This is a genomic window from Massilia genomosp. 1 (genome assembly GCF_011682185.1).
Classification (GTDB): Bacteria; Pseudomonadota; Gammaproteobacteria; order Burkholderiales; family Burkholderiaceae_D; genus Telluria_A; species Telluria_A rubra.
Genome location: NZ_WHJF01000033.1, coordinates 13,436 through 32,758, shown reverse-complemented (window position 1 = coordinate 32,758; position 19,323 = coordinate 13,436). Strand labels below are relative to the sequence as shown.

Sequence of the window (19,323 nt, the reverse complement as noted above, 5' to 3'; positions counted from 1 at the left end):
GCGCAGGCAGTTGAACGAGCAGGGACCGTCATGCCCCCGCTCCCAGCAATTCCTTGCGCAGGAAGGCTTCGAACATCAGCAGGGTCCAGATCGGGGCGCTGTAGTCGCGCCGGCCCGACTCGTGCTGCTCGACCATCTCGGTCAGGTAATCGATGTTGAAGATGCCGGTTTCCTTGAGCGTGTCGCCAAGGAGCGAATCGCGCACGCGCTGGCGCAGCGGGCCACGGAACCAGCCGGCCAGCGGCACCGCGAAGCCCATCTTCTTGCGGTACAAAATATCGTTGGGCAGGTACTGCTCCAGGCTTTTCTTGAAGATGTACTTGCCTTCGCTGCCGCGCAGCTTCATCTCGGGCGGCAGGCCCGAAATCCATTCCACCAGCTTGTGGTCCAGCAGCGGCACGCGCACTTCGAGCGCGTGCGCCATGCTGGCGCGATCGACCTTGGTGAGAATATCGCCCGGCAGGTAGGTTTTCATGTCGAGGTACTGGATCATCGACAGCGGATCGTCGGTGGGCGACTTGGCCGCGTGGCCTTTCATCACGTCGATCGCGCGGTAGCCCTGCAAGCGGGTGCGGAACGCGGGCGTAAAGAGCTGCGCGCGCATGGCGTCGGACATGATCGACACGCCGTGAAAATAGCCTTCGACCAGGTCGCGCGAGAGCGCCTCGAAGGTCGTCTTGGCGCGGAACATGCGCGGCGCCCAGTCGGCCTTGGGATAGTATTTTCCGAGCGGCCCGAAGACCAGCTTGCGCAGGCCGGTCGGCAGGCGCGAACGCACGCTGTCTTCGGCCATGGCGTAGCGGTAGCGGCGGTAGCCGGCCAGGTTCTCGTCGCCGCCGTCGCCCGACAGGGCCACCGTCACGCGTTTGCGCGCCAACTGGCACACGCGGTAGGTGGGAATGGCCGAACTGTCGGCATACGGCTCGTCGTACAGGTCGGCCAGGGTGTCGAGCAGCGCGTAGTCGTCGGTGTCCACCGTTTCGGTGTGGTGGTGGGTCTTGTACTGGCGCGCCACCTGTTCGGCGTATTCCGATTCGTCGAAGGCCTTGTCGTTGAAGGCGATCGAGCAGGTGTTGACCGGGTCCTTCATCAGGCCGGCCATCATGGCCACAATGGCGCTCGAATCGACGCCGCCCGACAAGAACGCGCCCAGCGGCACTTCGGCCTTGAGGCGGATCCTGACCGCTTCGCGCAGGCGCACCACCAGCTCGCCCTCGGCGTCGGCCTGCGTCATGGCGCCGTGCAGCTTGAACGGCACGTCCCAGAACTGGCGCGGCTGCGGGATCGGCTGGTTGATCGTCACGGTCAGGCAAAAGCCCGGCGACAGTTTAAGGGCGCCGCTGTAGATGGTTTTCGGTTCCGGCACGTAGCCGTAGGCGAAGTAATCTTCGACCGCGCGCGGGTCGATGGCGCGCGGCAGGCCAGGGTGCGCGCGCAGGGACTTGAGCTCGGAACCGAAGATGAACATCCCGTCCGGCAGCACGGCGTAATAGAACGGCTTGACCCCGAGGCGGTCGCGCGCCATGAACATGGTCTGCTTGACCCGGTCCCACACGGCGATGGCGAACATGCCGCGAAAGTGCTGCACGCAGTCCTCGCCCCAGGCCGACCAGGCATGCACGATGGTTTCGGTGTCGCTCTTGGTGCGGAATACGTAGCCGAGCTTTTGCAGTTCCCCGGTCAGCTCCGGGTAGTTGTAGATCTCGCCGTTGAAGACCACGCCGACATTGCCTTCGGCGTTGAACATCGGCTGCTGGCCGCTCAGGATGTCGATCACCGACAGGCGCCGGTGGCCGAAGCCGACGCCGGGCTCGGTGTACACGTCGCCTTCGTCCGGGCCGCGATGGTGCTGGGTTTCGTTCATGCGCTTGACCAGCGCCGGGTCGATCTCGCGCGCACCGCGCGTATCAAAAATGCCGACTATTCCACACATGATTTCGCACTCTTCCTGAATTGTTTTTTATGTTCGCACAAGGCGTCGTACAAGGATTCGTAAGCGGCCACCATGGCCGCCATGTTGTAGTGGCGCTCGACCCGCGCGCGCCCGGCCGCGCCGTGTTCCAGCCGCATCGCGGCGTCGAGCACGTAGCGTTCCAGTGCGGCGGCCATGGCGGGGGCGTCGGACGGCGGCACCAGCAGTCCCGTCACGCCGTCGGCAAGCACTTCGGGCACGCCACCGACGCGCGTGCCGACCACCGGCAGGCTGCTGGCCATCGCTTCCAGGGCCGAACCGGGCGTGCCTTCGGCAATCGAGGACAGCGCGAACATGTCGAAGCCGCGCAAAATAGCGGCAACGTCGGTACGTGCGCCGGGCAGCCACACCAGGTGCGCCACGCCGGCCTGCCCGGCCTGCGCCTGCAAGGCCGCCAGCAGCGGGCCGCCGCCGACGATCGCCAGGCGCACCTGCGGCAGGCGGGCGTGCAGCAGCACGAAGGCGCGCAGCAAGGTCGCATGGTCCTTCACGTCCTGGATGCGGCCGACGGTGCCGATGACGATCGTCTCCGCTTCAAAATGGCGCACCACGCTGCCCTGCGGGGTGAATTTGTCGGCGTCGATGCCGTTCGAGAGGAGCCGGCTCTTGTTCTCGGCCACGCCGATGACGGTGCGGTTCCAGGCCAGCATGTCGGCCGAATTGGCGTAGCAGCAGTCGTAGAACGGCAGCATCAGGCGGCGCAGCAGATTGTGCTTGCGGTTGCGCCCTTGCGGATCGCCCGCGTCGCGCCCGTGCAAGCCGTTGATGCGCACCGGGACCCCGGCCAGCAGGGCCGCCGGGGCGTATTCGAGCGCCGACAGGTTGTAGGTGTGCAGGATGGTCGGGCGCAGGCGGCGCAGCAGTGCGAACAGGGCCGCGTGGGTGCCGAGCGACAAACCGGGTTGCTTGTGCAGCGCGAACAGTTGCACGCCTGGCTTGGTGATCTTGTCGGCGAACGCGGTGTAGCCGGTCAGGCACACCACCGCATGGCGGTAATGCGCGGCCGGCATGCGGTTGATGCGCTCGACGAGCAAGGTCTCCAGGCCGCCGAAATCGAGCCGGTAGATCAGGTGGACGACGAGCGGTGCTGTGTTGTTCGCCTGCGCGGTCATCTGGTGCCCGTGTTGGCGGCCAGCGCGGCCTCGATGGCGGCCAGGTCGCCCTTGAGGAAGGCGCGCATCGCCACCCGCGCCGGCTCCGGATTTTCGTCGTAGTGGGCGAACACCATCACGGCGGCGCCGTCGTCGCTGGCGTGCAGCAGCTTCTGGCGGATTTGCAGCAGTTTGCCGACATAGTCGTTGCTGGTGGTGCTGCCGTCGATCCAGTACCAGTGCCACACCAGCATCTTGCCGGTCGGGCCGGACATGCTGCTCTCGCGCAGGCGCAGGCCGCGCGTGCCGATGGTCTCGTCGCGTACCTCGGTGCCGACGGTGCGCCAGACAGGGGCCGCGACCGGCGACAGGCGGTTGGTGGTGGTAATGAGCTTGGTGCCTGGCGGCGGCTTGCGGTAGTACAGCAGCTTGACGCCGACCGGCTGGCCATCGGCCGTGTGGAACTGCTGCAGTTCGGCGCTCGCTTTCGGAAAAGCCGGAGTCCAGTCGACGAACGCGGGGCCGCGCGGCGCGCTTGTGAGCACCTCGTTCAACACCACCGGCGCAGGCGCCGCTGCGCTCTTCTCCAGATAATACTGGTAAGCCGGCCAGAGGCCGACGCAGGCGACGATCGCCAGCGCGGCCGGCAGCAGTCTGGCCAGCGGCGCCGGCGGCGCGTCCGGCAGGGCCGGCGGCGCGGCGACGGCGACCGCCGCAACGGTGTCTTCGCGCCAGATCGCGCCGATCCAGAACAGCAGGAACATCACGATGCCGAAAAAGATCCAGCCGTAGATCAGGTGATCGACGCCGACCGCCAGGGTCATGCCGCTCAGGTGGCCGATCATCACGATCAGGTAGGCGCGCGCGCCGTTGGCGAAAATCGGCACGATGATCGAGGCGACGATGAACAGCGCGCGGCGCCAGGTGCTGCGGTAGGTCAGGTAGGCGTACAGGGAGCCGAGCGTCACCGACGAAATCAGGTAGCGCACGCCGCTGCACGCTTCCACCACCGACCAGTTGCCGCTCGGGATACTGAAGTTGTTCCCTTCGCGGAAAACCGGAATGCCGGTGGCGATCAGCGCGTCGACCGTGAAGTTGGCGGTCATGCCGATCAGCGGTTCGATGAACACGTCGCCGAACGGCACCGCGAACAACAGAAACCCCAATGGAAACGCCAGGCTGCGCGCGATCGGCAGGCCGAGGATCGCCAGCGCCGACAAGGGCAGCATGGCCACGAACGCGTAATGGCGCACGATCTGCACGTCGCCCATTTCACCCAGCAGCCAGGCCGCGCCGCAGGCGGCCAGCATCGGCAGGGCCGGCCACCACGGCGCTACCTGCATGCCGCGCAGCAGGTCGCGCCGGCCCCAGATCAGCCACAGGCTGATGGGCAGGATTACGTAGCCGTGCGCGAAGGTGCCGGAACTGTCCCAGATGTTGACGATCGAGGCCGCCGTCCGGAAGTAGGCCAGCAGGGGAAACAGCAGCACGGCGCCGATCAGGAGCGCCTGCAGCACATGCGATCGGGCCGGGCGCGCCGGGTTGAGGGTAAGGCCTTGTTCCACTATGCGCTTTCGACGGACATCTGTTCCAGCAGGGAGACAACCGGCGCCAGGTTGCTGGTCCAGCCATAGCGCGTTTCGACCACGTGGCGCGCGCAGGCGCCCATCTCCGGGCGCGGCGCGCCCAAGGCCTGGTCGATGGCGGCGGCGAACTGCGGCGCGTCGTGCGCCAGCAGCAGGTCGCGCCCCGGCTCGGCGGCGATGCCTTCTAACGCTTGCGGCGAGACCACCACCGTTTTGGCCATCGACATGGCTTCGAGCACCTTGTTCTGGATGCCGCGCGCGATGCGCAGCGGCGCCACGCACAGCGCGGCGTGGGCCACGAACGGGCGTACGTCGGGTACGGTGCCGGTAACGGTCACGCCGGGCCGGGCCGCCAGTTGCAGCACCTCGGCCGACGGACGCGCGCCGACGATGACAAATTGCGCCGCCGGATGGCGCGCCAGCACCGAGGGAAAAATCTCGCGCGCGAACCAGCTGACCGCGTCCACGTTGGGCCAGTAATCCATGGCGCCGCAAAACACCAGCGCCTGCTGGCCGGCCACGAACGGATTCGGATAGTGGGCCTGCGGCGTGAAGTAGTCGGTATCGACGCCGTTATTGAAAAAGCCGGTGCGCTCCGCGCTTTCTGGGGCGAGCTGGCGGAACAGCGCCGCTTCCGGCGCCGAGACGAACAGCGCGGCGGCGCTGTCGAGGGCCACCTTGCGCTCGTAGCGCAGCAACTGGCGCGCCTCGTGCGCGTACAGCATGCTCATGGGCCAGGACTTTTGCGCGGCGTACTGGCGCCATTTGTCCGAATCGACATCGCAAAAGTCGACCACGCGGCGCGCTTGGCGGTACGGCTCGGCATACTGCGCCATGGCCGACGAAAACACCAGGATGCGCTCGATCTTGTTGGCGGCCATGGCTTGGGCGACCCAGTCGCGCAGACCCTTGTCGCGGTAGTAGTCGAGCGAGAGCGAGCGGTTGGCCAGCAGCGCGCCCAGGCTGCGCACGCGCGCCCTGGCCGGATCGAGCCGGGCGAAGTGGCTCGACGCGCACAGGGCCTGCACGCGCGGCAGGTGCTGCCAGTCGTCGGCGTCGTCCACAAACGTGGCAAGGTGTACCTTGTAGTGGCGCGCCAGGTGCTTGAGCAAGTGATACGAACGGATCTTGTCGCCCTTGTTGGGCGGGTAGGGAATCCGGTGGATCAGCAGCAGCAGGTCGTCCACGCTCAGCCCAGGCTCTTGACGATGTGCGGACCCAATGCATTGGCCAGCGCCAGCGGCATCTTTTTCCACAGCTTGATGAACAGCTGGTACTTGGGATTGAGCGGGTTGTTGTCGGGCAGTTCGGTCGAGGCATACAGGCGGTATTCGTAGGCCAGCGGCGTGGGCGAAAAGCCCCAGTTCTTCTTGAAGTCGAACGCGCCGGTACCGAGCTTGCTGCGGCCGAAGTCGAAGATGCGCGCGCCGCGCGCGGCAGCGGCCTGCATCAGGTTCCAGTACATGAAGTCGTTGCCGGCGAATTCGCGCGCGGCCGGCATGCCGCCGCCGTAGTAGGGCAGCACTTCGTCGCGGAAGTAGAAACTGAGCACCCCGGCCACGATCGCGCCATCCTTGACGATGATGCGGATTTCGCATTCCTCGCCAAAGACTTCCTTGATCGCGGCGAAATACTTTTTCGGGAACACCGGGGTGCCCAGGCGATGCACGCTGGTGGCGTAGGCGATGAAGAAGCGGTCCACGCCCTGGTCGATTTCGGCGCTCAAGCCGCACTTGATCCCCTTGCGCACCATGGCGCGCTGCTTGCGCGGGATGGCGTTCATGTTCTCGTCGTCGTCGGCGGTAATGGCCTTGCGGAAGGTGACGTACAGCTCCTTCTGGTGCCAGGCCGGGTCGCCCGCGTGTACTGGCAGCAGGTTGCGGTATTCCAGGTGGCCGACGTTCAGTTGCGCGGCCAGCTTGTCGGCGGCGGCGTCGAGCAGCGGACGGGCCGCGTCACTGGTCGCCGCCACCCCACCCAGCACGCAGAACGGGAGCGACCCGAGCGAATGGCCGAACAGGCGGCTCTTGATTTCGGCCAGCGGCAGCACGCCGACGATCCGGCCATCCTGTTCCACGTAGTAGAACCAGGTCTTGTGGCCGTACACGCGCTCGATGATGGTTTGCCAGCCGGCGCGGTGGAAGAAGGTCGCTTCCGGGCAGGCGGCGACGAACGCGTCCCAGCGCGCCATGTCGGCCGCGTCGCCGGCGCGCAGCAGATGCACGCTGGCGGCGCCGCCAGCGCCGCCACCAGCCGTGGCCGGGCGGTCCTGCACAAGGTCGGTAATCGAACTCATTTGGTCCCTAAAAAAATGCGGTCCATGCGGTCCCAGGCAAAGTCGCGGGTGAGCAGCTTGATGCGCCCTTCCATGCGTCGCAGGTTCACGTAATGGCGGAAACGGGTTTTCAGGCTGGCGCCCGCGGGACGCGGCTGGCCGGGGTCGAGCTCCCACGGGTGGAAGTAAAAGATCGCCGGCTGCCCGTCGTCACTGTTCACGCGCCGCATCATCCAGCGCGACAGGCTGTAAGGCAGCAGGCGGAAGTAACCGCCGCCGCCGGCCGGCAGCTTGCGCCGGCCCAGCATGGCGGTGGTGATCGGCACTTCCAGCAAGCCATCCGGCCCGTTCGGGAAAAACGCGAAGCGCGGCGCGTCCGGCATGCCGTAGTGGTCATGCTGTATCGGGTAGATGCTCGAACTATAGCGGTAGCCGGCGTTGTGCAGCACGTCGAGCGCCCACAGGTTGGCGCTGCCGATCGAAAAACTCGGCGCGCGGTAGCCCAGCACGGCCTGGCCGCCGATGTCTTCCAGCAGGGCCTTGCTGCGCCCGACGTCGTCGGCGAATTCGGCGCGCGTCTGGTCCGAGGCGCGCAGGTGGCTGTAGCCGTGGCTGGCCAGTTCGTGGCCGCCGGCGACGATGCGGCGCACCATCGCGGGATAGCGCTCGGCGATCCAGCCCAGGGTGAAGAAGGTCGCATGCACGTCGCCGCCGGCCAGGATGGCCAGGATGCGTTCGATGTTCGCTTCGACCCGGCACTCGCGCGACGGCCAGGATTCGCGCGCGATGATCGGCGCGAAGGCCGACACCTGGAAGTAATCTTCGACGTCGATCGTCATCGCATTGCGGATCGGTTGGCCGAGCGCGCGCGGCATGGCGGCGGGATGCAGGCGGTCGTTCATTCGTGATGGCCCGATTGGTGGGGATCGGACGAGCGGTAATCCGACGCGTGGTGATCCGACACCTGGTGCGACAGCGCCGGCAAGGTACTGACGACTTTCTTGAGGATCGCCAGCACCGAGGCCATCGACTTTTCCATCTTCAGGATGCGTTCGTCCAGGTAGCCGGGATTATCCAGCGTGCCGAGCGAGGTCACGCCGGCCAGGGCGGCGGCGGCCTGCTCGCGCACCACTTCGGGCGGCAGTTCGTATTCCTGGCGGATGTCGCGCACCACTTCGTTGACGTCGGCTTCGGTAAAGGCGTGCATCTCTTCCAGGTAGCCCATCAGCAGCAGGCGGTCGCACAGGGCGTTGGTCTTGCGCGGAATGCCGCCGCTGTAGTCGTAGATGGCGGCGTGCGCGCCGTCCGAGAAGGACGGATCGTCCTTCCAGCCGACCGTGTGCAGGCGGTGCTCAACATAGGCCTGGGTTTCCGGGCCATCCATGGGACCGAGGTGATAGCTGGCCGTGATGCGCTGGCGCAGCTGCTGCATGCCGGCGCTGTGCAAGGTGGTGCGAAACTCCGGCTGGCCCAGCAAAAAGGTTTGCAGCAGCGACTTGTCGTCGGTCTGGAAGTTCGACAGCATGCGCAGTTCCTCGACCGCGCGCGGGGTCAGGTTCTGCGCTTCGTCGACCACCAGCAAGGCGCGCTTGCCGTCGGTGTCGCAGGCGCGCAGGAACTGTTCGAGGCGCTCGAGCAACGCGGTCTTGCTCGCGTTCTCATACGGCAGCCCGAACGCGGCGACCACGGTGCGCAAGGTGTCGTCGGCATCGAGATGGGTGTTGACGATGTGGGCGGCCACGATCTGCTCGGACGGCATCTGCTTGAACAGGTTGCGCACCAGGGTGGTCTTGCCGGCGCCGACTTCGCCGGTGATGACGATGAAGCCTTCGCCGTGCGACAGGCCGTACTCGAGGTACGCCATGGCGCGCTTGTGGCCTTTGCTGGCAAAGAAAAAATGCGGGTCCGGCCGCAGCCGGAAGGGCTTGTCGCTCAGCCCATAATAAGTTTCATACATCGCTGGCTCGATTCGGCTAGAACTGCAAGGACAGAGAAGCCGTTAAGGCGTTCTCGCGGTACGACGCGACCTGGTCGGCCGTGGTGCCGGACACGCGGCGCGCCTCGAAGGCGCCCCGCACTTTGGGCGAAAACTGGCGCGTCACGGCCAGTCGCAAGGCGCTATTCTTGCTCGCTATGCCGGTGCCGTTCGACTCCTGGCGCGAACTGATCCACGAGGCGTTGATCGCGCTGCGCGAGGTCAGGCGCATGTTCCACATGGCGCTGCCACCGCGCTGGGTGGTGTCGTCGTTCAGGCGCGCGCTGGCGGGACCGGTGAGCAGGCTGTCGGTCTGGATCAGCGACAGGCCCTCGCGCCGGCTGTCGAACGCGCTCAGGATCAGGGTGGTGCGCGCCGTGTTGAAGACCACCGACGCCTGCAACTGCTTTTGCAGGATGAAGCGGTTGCTGAAGTAGTTGATGCTGTCGGCCAGCGCGGCCGGAAGGCCGGTGGCGCGGATGTAGGCGTCGACCGCCTGCGCGCGCGCCGCCGCGTCGGGAATCTGCGCGATGAACAGGCGGTCGAGCATGGTGGCCGTGTCGATGGTGGCCGGCAGCAGCAGTTGCGAACGGGTGGTGGTGACCGAATCGCTGTAGTTGATGCTCCAGACCGAACGGCGGCTGCGGTGCAGCGCCTGCAGGTTGTAGGTATTGCCGTAATAGCGCTTGCCGGCCCCGGCCACCAGGCTGGTGCGCGGACCCGGGGTCCATTCGACGCCGCCCTGCCAGAAGCGGCCCTTGGTGGGCTCGCCATCGGACTGGTAATCGTATTCGTCGTAGCCGGCGCTGGCGGTCAGGTTAAGGTCTTCGCCGAGGCGGTAGCGCGTATTCGCGCTGACCATCTTGACGCTCGATTCGGGCGCGATGCTGTCGTCCACGCGCTGCAGGCTGTATTGCAGGCCCCAGCCGAGGCGGCGGAAGGCGCGCCCGCTGTTCAGGTTCAGGGTCAGCAGGTCGCCGCTGCTGTCGCCAAAGCCGGTGCGGCCGGCGTCGACCGCGTCGTGGGTGTAGCGCACGGCCGCGCTGGCGCTGTTGCCGAAGCGGTGCAGCAGGTAGGGACTGATCCGCCAGGTCTTGACGTTGGCGCGGTTGGCGCTGGCATAGCCGTTGCCGTTGACCTGCGGGCCGAAGGCCGATACCGGCTGCTGGCCGATGGCGCCGTCGGCGTCCAGGAACAGCAGGTCGTCGATGACGGTGGCGCGCACGTCGGTGCGCAGTTGCGACTGCGCGTGGCGCACCCCTTCCACGCCGTCGTCATCAAAAGCGTAGTAGTGCAGCTGGTAGTTGGCCGAGGCTTTCAGGCGCGGGCCCTTGTTCAACAGCGTGAAGCCCGGCGTCAGTTCGGTCACGAAGCGGCTCTTGGCGTCTTCGGCACGGCTCAGGGCGACGTTGTCGGTCCAGGTCTCGCGCAGGTCCACGGTGGGCGTGAAGCGCCACTCCGCGCGCGCGCCTGGTGCGGCCAACAGGGCCGCCAGCGCCGCCGGCACGAGCACGGCGCGACGCCGTCCAAAGCGACGCTTAGCCATAGTGGTAGTCATACGTTTCGGTGCCGGGGAATTCGCGCGTCTTGTTGTAGATCAGGTTCACATTGCTGCACCCTTCCAGCTGGCGCAAGGACTCCTTGACCGCGTGCTGGGTGGTGCCCTCGGCTTCGACCACGAGCGCGATCTGGCCCATGTGGCTGGCCAGGACGTGCGCTTCGCTGGTGAGCAGCAGCGGCGGCGAATCGAAAATGACGATCCGGTCCGGGTAGCGGTTGGCGATTTCGTTGACAAAGGTGCTCATCGCCTGGCTGGCCAGCAGTTCGGTCGCGCGCGGGTTGTTGCTGCCGGCCGGCAGGATGCTGAGCGTGTTCACGTTGGTGCGCAGCATGACGTCGGCCATGTCGAGTTTGTCGTCGAGCAGGATGTCCATCAGGCCGCGATGGGCCGGCAGGCCGAGCGTGCGCAGCACCGAGGGCCTGGCCACGTCGGCGTCGATCAGCAGCACCGTGTGATCGAGTTCCATGGCGATGCTCATGGCCAGGTTGATCGAGCAGAAGGTCTTGCCTTCGCCCGGCAGCGAACTGGTGACCATGATCAGGTTGCCCGGTTTTTCGCCGGGCGCGCGCGGCCCGAAGGCGCGCTTGAGCAAGGGCCGCTTGATGATGCGGAAGTCCTCGACCAGGGTGGTGCGCCCGCCGGCCGCCGTCACCAGCCCGAGCCGCTGCATGCGTTCCAGATCGAGTTCGACCTGGTTGGCGGTGCGGCGCGGCGCGTGCGGCGGCGGGGCCGCGGCCGGCGCGGCCGATGCGTGCGGCGCCGCCATGGACGGCGCTGGCGGCGGCGTATCGGCCGCGCGCGCGGCGGCGCCTGGCACGCCCTGTTCGTCTTTTCTTTGTTCGATGCGGCTGGCCGCTTTTTCGATAATGCTCACGCTGTTCTCTCCAGTGAAGGCCGCATCAGAGCAGCGGTCGGACAAACAGGGCCGCCATCACGCCGCCGTAGGCGCCGAACAGCACGATCACGGCCGCGCTGAAGGCGTACAGGCGCTTGGTGCGGATGACCTTTTGTTCGTTGGTCCAGTTCATGCCGATGCTGCCGAGGATAGGAATGCCGGTCACGTCGCGCAGGCTGCCCTGACTCATGAAGGTCGGACGCAGTTGGCTCATCAGCAGGGCCACGCCCAGGCCGGCCGCCAGCGCGGCGGCGAACACGAACGAGAACAGGCGGTGGCGGTTCGGTCCCGACGGCGTCGAGGGCACGGTGGGCGGATCGATCACGCGGAAGGTCAGCATGTCGGTGGCCGAACTGAGGTCGCCCGAGAGCTTGGCCGCTTCGCGCCGGCCGACCAGTTTTTCGTAATTCTCTTTGTTGATCAGGTAGTCGCGGTTGAGCTGGGCCAGCTGGGCCTCGACTTCGGGCGCGTTGGTGCTCTGCGAGCGCAGGCGCGCCACGCGGCTCGTGTATTCGCCCACGCGCGCCTTGAGCGAAGCGACCCGCGCTTCTTCCACCGACAGCGCCACGTTCATTTGCTGCAGCATGGGGCTGTAGTTGGCGCCGGGGTCGTTGTTGCGCTTGTTGCGCTTGGCTTCTTCGAGCTTGCGCGCTTCGAGCTGGGCGATCAGGCGGCGCGCCGCCACGATGTCGGGATGGGCGTCGGTGTACTGCATGCGCAGGCCGTCGAGATTCTTGTTGAGCGCCGCGATGCGCGCATCGATTTCGGGATTGGCCACGGTGGCCGCTTCCGGCGGCGTGAGCGGGGCCGGTTCTTCGCCGGCGATCTGGCGCTTGATGGCGTTGCGCGCCTGCTCGGCTTCGGTCAGTTCCAGGCGCGCCTGGTTGAGCGAGTCTTCGAGCGTGGCCATGTTGGCGCTGAAGTCGCCGCCGGCGCGCGGCAGCATGCCGAGGTGCTTGATCTTGAATTCCTTGAGCGCGTTTTCGGCCTGCACCAGCTTTTCTTCGTAATTCTTGATCTGGTCGTCGATGAACTGCACCGCTTTTTCGGAATCCTGCTTCTTGCCGCCGAAGCTGCCTTCCACGAAGATGGTCAGCAGCGACTGCACGATGTCCTTGCCCAGCTTGGGGTTGGAATTCTTGTACGAGATGGTGTAGATGTCGTCACGCTCGGTGCCGCCGATGCTGATCTGCGCCATCAGCTCGTCGATCAGCTTTTCATTGTCCTTGGGCGTGGACGCCTTGATGTCGAGGTCGACCATGCGCATGACGCGCTCGACGTTGGGACGGCTGATCAGGGTGCGCCGCATGAAGGCCACCTGCTGGTCCACGTTCGGTACCGTCGTCATGCCCGACAGCAGCGGTTGCAGGATGCTCTGGGTATCGACGTACACCCGGGCCGAGGCCTGGTATTCATTCGGCAAGCGGTACACCACCGCCCAGCCCACGATGGCCACGATCCAGGAAATGACGACCGCGTACCAGCGGTATTTCCAGATCGCTTTGAGGAAGTTCGTCAGTAGGGCCTGCAGTTCTGCCATCTCGTCAATCTCGCCATAAAGGGTATCCCGGGAAGGTATCCCGGGAGGGTGGCCCAGGCCGGCCGCTGTGTACGCACATGCGGACGCAGCGCCCGGTGCCGCATCGCGCCAGCCAACGTGTTATCGGATGCACAAAAAACAATTTATTGTTGCAGCTCAAGGAGCATGACAATGAATTGCTCTAAGGCATTGATTAATAATCATATGATACAGGAAATTCGTTTCCTGCTGATATTGAATTCGCCCACATAGTATACGTTCAACAATTGTTTACGGCATCACTCATGTATTCAATGACAATTCGGCCAATCCTGTTGCCCCTCGCAAAGAGTTTCGCACATCGATTCGCCAAACAGGAAGAAAACCGTGGCCTTGCGCGCCGAAATTACAACAGTGGTGAAGCGACCATGATCAGCCGGTTTGCGTGAATGAAACTAGTTGTTGCCGGCGCGCCAATCGGGTACTGTCGGCGCATGACTTCTTCCCTCCTTTTACGCGCCGGTGTCGGCATGCGCCCAAGCCTTGCCGGCGCCCTGCTTGCCGCCCTTGCCTGGGCGCCCGGTGCGGCCGCCGGCGCCACCTTCGGCCAGGTGATCGCCGCGGTCAAGCCCTCGGTGGTCGGAATCGGCACCTACCAGCCCACGCGCAGCCCGGCCATCGTGTTCGTGGCCACCGGCTTTGTCACCGGCGACGGCCTGAGCGTGATCACGAACGCGCACGGCATCCCCGAGACGCTCGACAGCGAACGCAATGAAACGCTGGGCATCGTCATCGCCAAAGGCGACAAGGTCGACTTCCGCCCCGCCAGGCTGGCCGGGCTCGACCGCCTGCACGACCTGGCCCACCTGCGCCTGGCCGGCGCGCCGATGCCGGCCCTGCGCCTGGGCGACGGCGGCGCGGTCGAGGAAGGCCAGGCGCTGGCGTTTACCGGCTTTCCGCTCGGCATGGTGCTCGGCTTGCATCCGGTGACCCACCGCGCCATGTTGTCGGCCATTACGCCGCTGGTGATGCCCTCGGTCAGTGCGCGCAAGCTCGATGCGCGCGCGATTGCGCAACTGGCGCGCGCGCCCTCGCCCATCTACCAGCTTGACGGCACGGCGTATCCGGGCAACAGCGGCAGCCCGGTCTACGATCCCGACAGCGGCCAGGTGCTGGCGGTGCTGAACATGGTGTTCGTCAAGGGATTGAAGGAAAATGCGATCAGCAACCCGAGCGGCATCAGCTACGCCATCCCGGTGATCCATGTGCGCACGCTGCTGCAACAACAAACATCAACGCAAACAACGCCGCAAACAACACCGTGAGGAAAGAAAAGCGTGTCCTCCCTTTCGCTTGAAAAACTTCATGCTAAAATAGAAACTGTTGTAATTAAAATTGCATTATAGTAATTTAATACCGGCGCGGTCCGCATAAAGGAAAATCAGGTGAACACGTTCAAATCGCATACGATGAAATGGCTTGGCGCCAGCGCGCTGGCCCTGTCGACCCTGCTCCTGGGCGGCTGCGCCTCCCAGGTCTCGACCGTGGTGCCCGATCCGGGGCCGGCCAGCGCCCATGAATACCTGATCGGCCCGGGCGACACCGTCAATATCGTGGTGTGGCGCAATCCGGAAGTGTCGACCACGGTGCCGGTGCGTCCGGATGGCAAGATCACCACCCCGCTGGTGGAAGACTTGCAGGCCAGCGGCAAAACCTCGACCACCCTGGCGCGCGATATCGAAAAAGCGCTCGAAAAATACATCCAGCAACCGGTGGTGACCGTCATCGTGACCAGTTTCGTCGGCAATTACAGCGAGCAGATCCGCGTGATCGGGCAAGCCGCCCGTCCGCAAGCGCTCGCTTACCGGCGCGACATGTCGCTGATGGATGTGCTGATCGCGGTCGGCGGCGTCACCGAGTTCGCTTCTGGCAATAAGGCCATCGTGATCCGCAAGGTGGACGGCAAGTCGGAAAAGCTGGCCGTGCGCTTGAACGACCTGATCAAGCAGGGCGATATTTCGGCGAATATCTACATGCGCCCCGGCGATGTGCTGGTGATTCCCGAAAGCTTCTTCTAAAGGCGGTCGACAGACGGCCCAAATGGTGGAATACTTGCGCGAAAGACAGGATGTCGGTTTTTTTTACAGGATAGACCGTCTGGCGCCGGCGCCGCTAACACACAGCGCCACCAAGCCTTTGATCTGCATCAGATTTTGGCGCCGGGGCGCGGCATTGGAATAAAAATTGCTTCAACTCTGTATCAGGCATGCCTGACGCTGCCGTTCAATTCGAGGAAACTGACGTGACTATCAATCATCAAGCGGACCGCGCCAGCGGCGAAGCAGTAGCGCCGCTCGCGCCCTTGTCGGCGTCCGGCAACGCGCGGCGCCGCTTTACGCGCGCCGGCATCGGCGCGTCCGGGGTCCTGATGACCCTGGCCAGCCAGCCGGGCATGGCCGCCACCGTCTGCGCCTCGCCGTCCGGCTCGCTGTCGAACGGCTTGCAATCGAGCCACCGGCCTGACAATCCGCTCACCTGCGGCGGCAATTCGCCGGGCTTTTATGCCAACAACACGGCCGCATGGCCGTCGAACCCGGCGCCGGCGCGTAAATTCAAGGATATTTTCCCGGTCAACGCCAGCCAGGCCGCGCTCGGCGAGCTGACCCTGGCCGAGGTGTTCAAGACCAACGGCAATCCGCACGGCGGCAAGGGCGGCAAAGGCCCGTTCAAGAGCGAAGACCTGGATCCCCACAATGTGGCCAGCCATGTGCTCGCCGCCTACCTGAACATCCAGAGCAAGCGCTCGACCGTACTGACCGAGAACCAATTGCGCGCCATCTGGCAAGAATACCAGTTCAACGGTGGCGGCAAGCTGGGCTACTACTCGCCGACGGCGGGCGTCAAATGGTATGGCGAAGAGATCGTCGCTTACCTGAAAACCACCTTCCATCAGTAGCCCGCACGGTGACGGCGCCGCGCGCGCCCGCCCTTCCCAGACCATGCCGCACGCCCTTTCCTGGCACGTCCTTCCCGGCCAGCGCCTGCACTACCGCCAATGGGAACAGGAAGCGGTCCTGTTCAACGACCTCAGTGGCGACACCCACCTGCTCGACGCCGATGCGCTGGCGCTGCTGCTGGCCGTGCATGGCGGCGCGCGCGACGCGGCGGCAATGCGGCTGGCGCTGGGCCTGGCGGACGAGGACCAGGACGCCAACGACGCGCTGCAAGCGCTGCTCGAGCAACTGGCGTCCATTTCCCTGATCGCACAGCGCGCATGAGCACTGTCAGCGCGCTCGGCCGCGCCGAACTGGGCCGCCGCCTGCGCGAGGGCAGCATCGACCTGCGCACCGGCGCCTTCGTCACCCGCATCCACAGCCCCTTCGCCAGCGTGGCCGATGGCTTGCACTTGCTGTACGCCGACTACCCCCTGCTGGAGGCCAATGACTTTGCCGACTTCCACGTCGATATCGCGCCGCCGCCCTCGCTGCGCCGCTGGTACAAGCCGCTGGCGCGCTTCGTCTACGATGGCATGGCGCCGTTCCTGCCGCTGCCGGCCGCGCAAGCGTTTCCAATGTTCGAATGGGGCATGAACTGGTGCGTGTCGAGCCGCGCGCATGAGTACCTGATCCTGCACGCGGCCGTGGTCGAGAAGAACGGGCGCGCCGCCATCCTGCCGGCCCCGCCGGGTTCCGGCAAAAGCACCTTGTGCGCGGCCCTGGTCAGCCGCGGCTGGCGCCTGCTGTCGGACGAACTGGCGCTGGTGCGCCCGCAGGACGGCTTGCTGGCGCCGCTGCCGCGCCCGATCAGCCTGAAGAATGCCTCGATCGTGGTGATGCGGCGCTACCAGCCGGACGCCGTCATCAGCAATCCCGTGCCGGACACCACCAAGGGCACGGTGGCGCACCTGAAAGCGCCGGCCGAGAGCATCGCGCGGGCGAACGAACTGGCGCGCCCGGGCTGGATCGTGTTTCCCAAATACACGGCGGGCGCGGCCACGACGCTGCGCGACCTGACCCCGGCGCGCGCCTTCATGCGCGTGGCCGAGAATGGTTTCAACTACAGCGTGCTGGGCGCGCGCGGGTTTGCCGCCCTGGGCGAGCTGGTGGCGCAAGCGCGCTGCATCGATTTTACCTACAGCGCGCTGGACGAGGCGATCGCGGTGTTCGAGCAGTTGGCGGGCGCGGCGTGACCGGCTGCGCCGTGCCGCTACTGCTGCAACTGCTGCGCGACCCAAGCCGCGCGGCCAGCCTCGGCCTGGCCGAATGGGACTTGCTGCTGCGCCAGGCGGCGGCGGCGCGGCTCGAAGCGAGCCTGCACGGCTTGCTGGACGAACACGGCCTGGCCGGCGCGATTCCGCCCGCCGCCCGCCGCCATCTGGACTGGGCCGGGGTACACGCCGAACGGCACGCGCGCGCGGTGCGCTTCGAAGTGGCGCAGATCGGCGCGGCGCTGGCCGCCAGCGGGGGCGACCCGATCCCGCTGCTCCTGCTCAAGGGTGGCGCCTACGCCATGGCGCAGCTGGCGGCCGGGCGCGGGCGCCTGTTTTCCGATATCGATATCCTGGTGCCCAAGGACCGCCTGGCCGAGGTGGAGGCGGCGCTGATGCTGCACGGCTGGGCCACGGTGGCGCAGGACGCCTACGACCAGCGCTATTACCGTACCTGGATGCACGAATTGCCGCCGATGAAGCATGGGCGGCGCGCCAGCGTGATCGATGTGCATCACGCGATCCTGCCGGAAACGGCGCGCCTGCGGCCCGACCCGGCCAAGCTGCGCGCCGCCGCCGTGGCCTTGCCCGCGCAAGCCGGCCAGGCCCCGCTGCAGGTGCTGGCCCCGGCCGACATGGTGCTGCACAGCGCCCTGCACCTGTTCTACGACGGCGAATTCGACCATGGCCTGCGCGACCTGCTCGACCTGCACCGCCTGCTGAGCCACTCAAGCGCCACGCCCGGCTTCTGGGACGGGCTGGCCGCGCGCGCGGCCGAACTGGAACTGGGCCGCCCGCTGTTCTACGCGCTGCGCTATGGCGCGCGCCTGCTGCACACGCCCGTGCCCGAGGCGGCCCAGGCCGCCGTGCGCGCGGCCGGCCCCGGCGCGCCGCTGCTGGCCCTGATGGATGCCCTGTTCCTGCGCGCCCTGCTGCCGCATCACCGCAGCTGCGGCGACCGCTTCAGCGGCGCCGCGCGCTTTTTGCTGTATATCCGCGGCAACTGGCTGCGCATGCCACCGATGTTATTAACACGACATCTGTTTCACAAGGCATTTATTTCTCCCAGTAAAGATTAAACGGCATCCAGGCTGTCGGTTTTCCTTACACCAATACATGCGCATACCATCAAAACGGTGTTAAGTACTTGATTTTAATCAATCCAACACTTCTGGCACGAGTCGTGCTTATAGAAAGGCACGCTGGATCAACAAACAAAAATCGGGAGAACCACTTATGAAACTGACAAAATACCTCGCCGCCGCCGCCGTCTCGGCCGCCTTCATCGCAGCGCCGGCATCGGCCGCCACCATGGGCATGGCCGACCTGGCCATCACCGGCCTGATCATCCTCGATGCGAACAACAACGCCGCCACCGGCATCACCATCAAAACCGAAAACCGGACCGGCACCGCCGCCTCGAACTTCAACGGCAACGACGGCACCGGCACCGGCAGCGGCAACATCTTCAGCACGACCATCGGCGGCACCGTCGACGTCAAGAACCGTTGCGGCGGTCCTTCCTGCGTTGCCATGCCAGCCGGTAATTACCCAGGCGGCGTGGAAAACAATTTCTCCGCGCACATTCCTGCACCGAGCGGCAACTACGCCCTGGGCGATATGTACATCGCCGGCAGCGCGATCGGTATCGGCGCCAACGGCCTGACCCGCGCCGATTCGTCCGTCATGTCGCCCGGTAACGCCGGCAGCGCCAACGCCACCATCGCCAACTCGGCGACCTCGGAAACCGTGTTCGTCGCCAACAGCACCCTGCAAGCGCGCTTCGCACTCGGCTTCGAAGCCTATGTGGCCGCGTTCGTCAATGCCGCCGCCGGCGTCAACGGTTCCTCGCTGGGCACGATCAGCTGGGCGCTGTCGCTGCAGGAAGTGATCGGCAATGTGTCGACCACGATCATGAACTGGTCCCCAAGCGAAATCAACGATGGTGTCGCTTCGAGCGAAATGTCGCAAAATTCGATCAAGGAAACGTCGGGCACCGTCCTGTCGAACCTGGTGACCCTGACCACCGGCCGCACCTACAAGCTGACCATCAACCAGGCGTCGAACTCGATCGCTTCGGAAGTGCGCGCCGTGCCAGAACCGGGCAGCATGGTGCTGGTCGGCCTGGGCCTGCTGGCCCTGGGCGCCGCATCGCGTCGCAAAGCGGCCAAGAAGTAAGCCGCGCATGCGCCGGCCGGGCTTGCCAGCCGGTTTGCGCGTGACAGCAACGAACGACCCGACC

At 65.7% G+C, this 19,323-nt stretch carries 17 protein-coding genes; 7 read left to right on the top strand and 10 right to left on the bottom strand.

Annotated elements, in window-relative coordinates; all coding sequences use genetic code 11:
• Window positions 1-28 precede the first annotated feature (28 nt).
• The 10 genes from F1735_RS14630 to F1735_RS14585 are packed head-to-tail and all read right to left on the bottom strand — an operon-like array spanning window position 29 to window position 12,895.
• On the bottom strand, window positions 29-1,933 hold the full coding sequence (locus tag F1735_RS14630; RefSeq protein ID WP_167237614.1) for an XrtA/PEP-CTERM system amidotransferase: 1,905 nt from the start codon (window positions 1,931-1,933) through the stop codon (window positions 29-31).
• On the bottom strand, window positions 1,921-3,084 hold the full coding sequence (locus F1735_RS14625) for a TIGR03088 family PEP-CTERM/XrtA system glycosyltransferase (protein ID WP_167237613.1): 1,164 nt from the start codon (window positions 3,082-3,084) through the stop codon (window positions 1,921-1,923). Before F1735_RS14625 ends, F1735_RS14630 begins: the two co-directional genes overlap by 13 nt.
• Window positions 3,081-4,628 carry an exosortase A gene (gene xrtA, locus F1735_RS14620; RefSeq protein ID WP_167237612.1) on the bottom strand — a complete coding sequence of 516 codons (1,548 nt, stop codon included), beginning with the start codon at window positions 4,626-4,628 and terminating at the stop codon, window positions 3,081-3,083. Before xrtA ends, F1735_RS14625 begins: the two co-directional genes overlap by 4 nt.
• Complete coding sequence (locus F1735_RS14615; protein ID WP_167237611.1) at window positions 4,628-5,836, bottom strand: TIGR03087 family PEP-CTERM/XrtA system glycosyltransferase; 1,209 nt, start codon at window positions 5,834-5,836, stop codon at window positions 4,628-4,630. Before F1735_RS14615 ends, xrtA begins: the two co-directional genes overlap by 1 nt.
• Before the next feature lie 2 nt (window positions 5,837-5,838).
• Complete coding sequence (locus F1735_RS14610; RefSeq protein ID WP_167237610.1) at window positions 5,839-6,945, bottom strand: FemAB family XrtA/PEP-CTERM system-associated protein; 1,107 nt, start codon at window positions 6,943-6,945, stop codon at window positions 5,839-5,841.
• Window positions 6,942-7,826: an XrtA system polysaccharide deacetylase gene (locus F1735_RS14605; protein ID WP_229505776.1), complete on the bottom strand. Its 885-nt coding sequence runs from the start codon at window positions 7,824-7,826 to the stop codon at window positions 6,942-6,944. The genes F1735_RS14610 and F1735_RS14605 overlap by 4 nt, the downstream gene beginning before the upstream one ends.
• Window positions 7,823-8,881, bottom strand: coding sequence for an XrtA/PEP-CTERM system-associated ATPase (locus F1735_RS14600; protein ID WP_167237609.1), 1,059 nt, complete (start codon window positions 8,879-8,881; stop codon window positions 7,823-7,825). Before F1735_RS14600 ends, F1735_RS14605 begins: the two co-directional genes overlap by 4 nt.
• Window positions 8,882-8,897: 16 nt before the next feature.
• Window positions 8,898-10,445, bottom strand: a complete 1,548-nt coding sequence (locus F1735_RS14595; RefSeq protein WP_167237608.1) for a TIGR03016 family PEP-CTERM system-associated outer membrane protein — start codon at window positions 10,443-10,445, stop codon at window positions 8,898-8,900.
• On the bottom strand, window positions 10,438-11,334 hold the full coding sequence (locus F1735_RS14590) for an XrtA-associated tyrosine autokinase (RefSeq protein WP_167237607.1): 897 nt from the start codon (window positions 11,332-11,334) through the stop codon (window positions 10,438-10,440). Before F1735_RS14590 ends, F1735_RS14595 begins: the two co-directional genes overlap by 8 nt.
• A gap of 25 nt (window positions 11,335-11,359) precedes the next feature.
• Window positions 11,360-12,895: an XrtA system polysaccharide chain length determinant gene (locus tag F1735_RS14585; protein ID WP_167237606.1), complete on the bottom strand. Its 1,536-nt coding sequence runs from the start codon at window positions 12,893-12,895 to the stop codon at window positions 11,360-11,362.
• Between the two features lie 509 nt (window positions 12,896-13,404).
• Here F1735_RS14585 and F1735_RS14580 point away from each other — a divergent pair.
• The 7 genes from F1735_RS14580 (at window position 13,405) to F1735_RS14550 (ending at window position 19,259) form a co-directional block, all read left to right on the top strand.
• The gene (locus F1735_RS14580; RefSeq protein ID WP_167237605.1) at window positions 13,405-14,199 is read left to right on the top strand and encodes a S1 family peptidase; all 795 of its coding nucleotides are present in this window, start codon (window positions 13,405-13,407) and stop codon (window positions 14,197-14,199) included.
• 144 nt (window positions 14,200-14,343) lie between these two features.
• A complete protein-coding gene (locus F1735_RS14575) occupies window positions 14,344-14,952 on the top strand; it encodes an XrtA/PEP-CTERM system exopolysaccharide export protein (protein ID WP_167237634.1) in 609 nt (202 codons plus the stop codon).
• Between the two features lie 224 nt (window positions 14,953-15,176).
• Window positions 15,177-15,830: a hypothetical protein gene (locus F1735_RS14570; RefSeq protein WP_167237604.1), complete on the top strand. Its 654-nt coding sequence runs from the start codon at window positions 15,177-15,179 to the stop codon at window positions 15,828-15,830.
• Between the two features lie 43 nt (window positions 15,831-15,873).
• Window positions 15,874-16,152 (top strand): HPr-rel-A system PqqD family peptide chaperone, encoded by a 279-nt coding sequence (locus F1735_RS14565; RefSeq protein ID WP_167237603.1) that lies wholly within the window; start codon window positions 15,874-15,876, stop codon window positions 16,150-16,152.
• Window positions 16,149-17,063 (top strand): HprK-related kinase A, encoded by a 915-nt coding sequence (locus tag F1735_RS14560; RefSeq protein WP_167237602.1) that lies wholly within the window; start codon window positions 16,149-16,151, stop codon window positions 17,061-17,063. Before F1735_RS14565 ends, F1735_RS14560 begins: the two co-directional genes overlap by 4 nt.
• Window positions 17,060-18,160: a nucleotidyltransferase domain-containing protein gene (locus tag F1735_RS14555; RefSeq protein WP_222852992.1), complete on the top strand. Its 1,101-nt coding sequence runs from the start codon at window positions 17,060-17,062 to the stop codon at window positions 18,158-18,160. The genes F1735_RS14560 and F1735_RS14555 overlap by 4 nt, the downstream gene beginning before the upstream one ends.
• A 157-nt stretch (window positions 18,161-18,317) precedes the next feature.
• Window positions 18,318-19,259, top strand: coding sequence for an EDSAP-1 family PEP-CTERM protein (locus F1735_RS14550; RefSeq protein WP_167237601.1), 942 nt, complete (start codon window positions 18,318-18,320; stop codon window positions 19,257-19,259).
• Window positions 19,260-19,323: the final 64 nt, after the last annotated feature.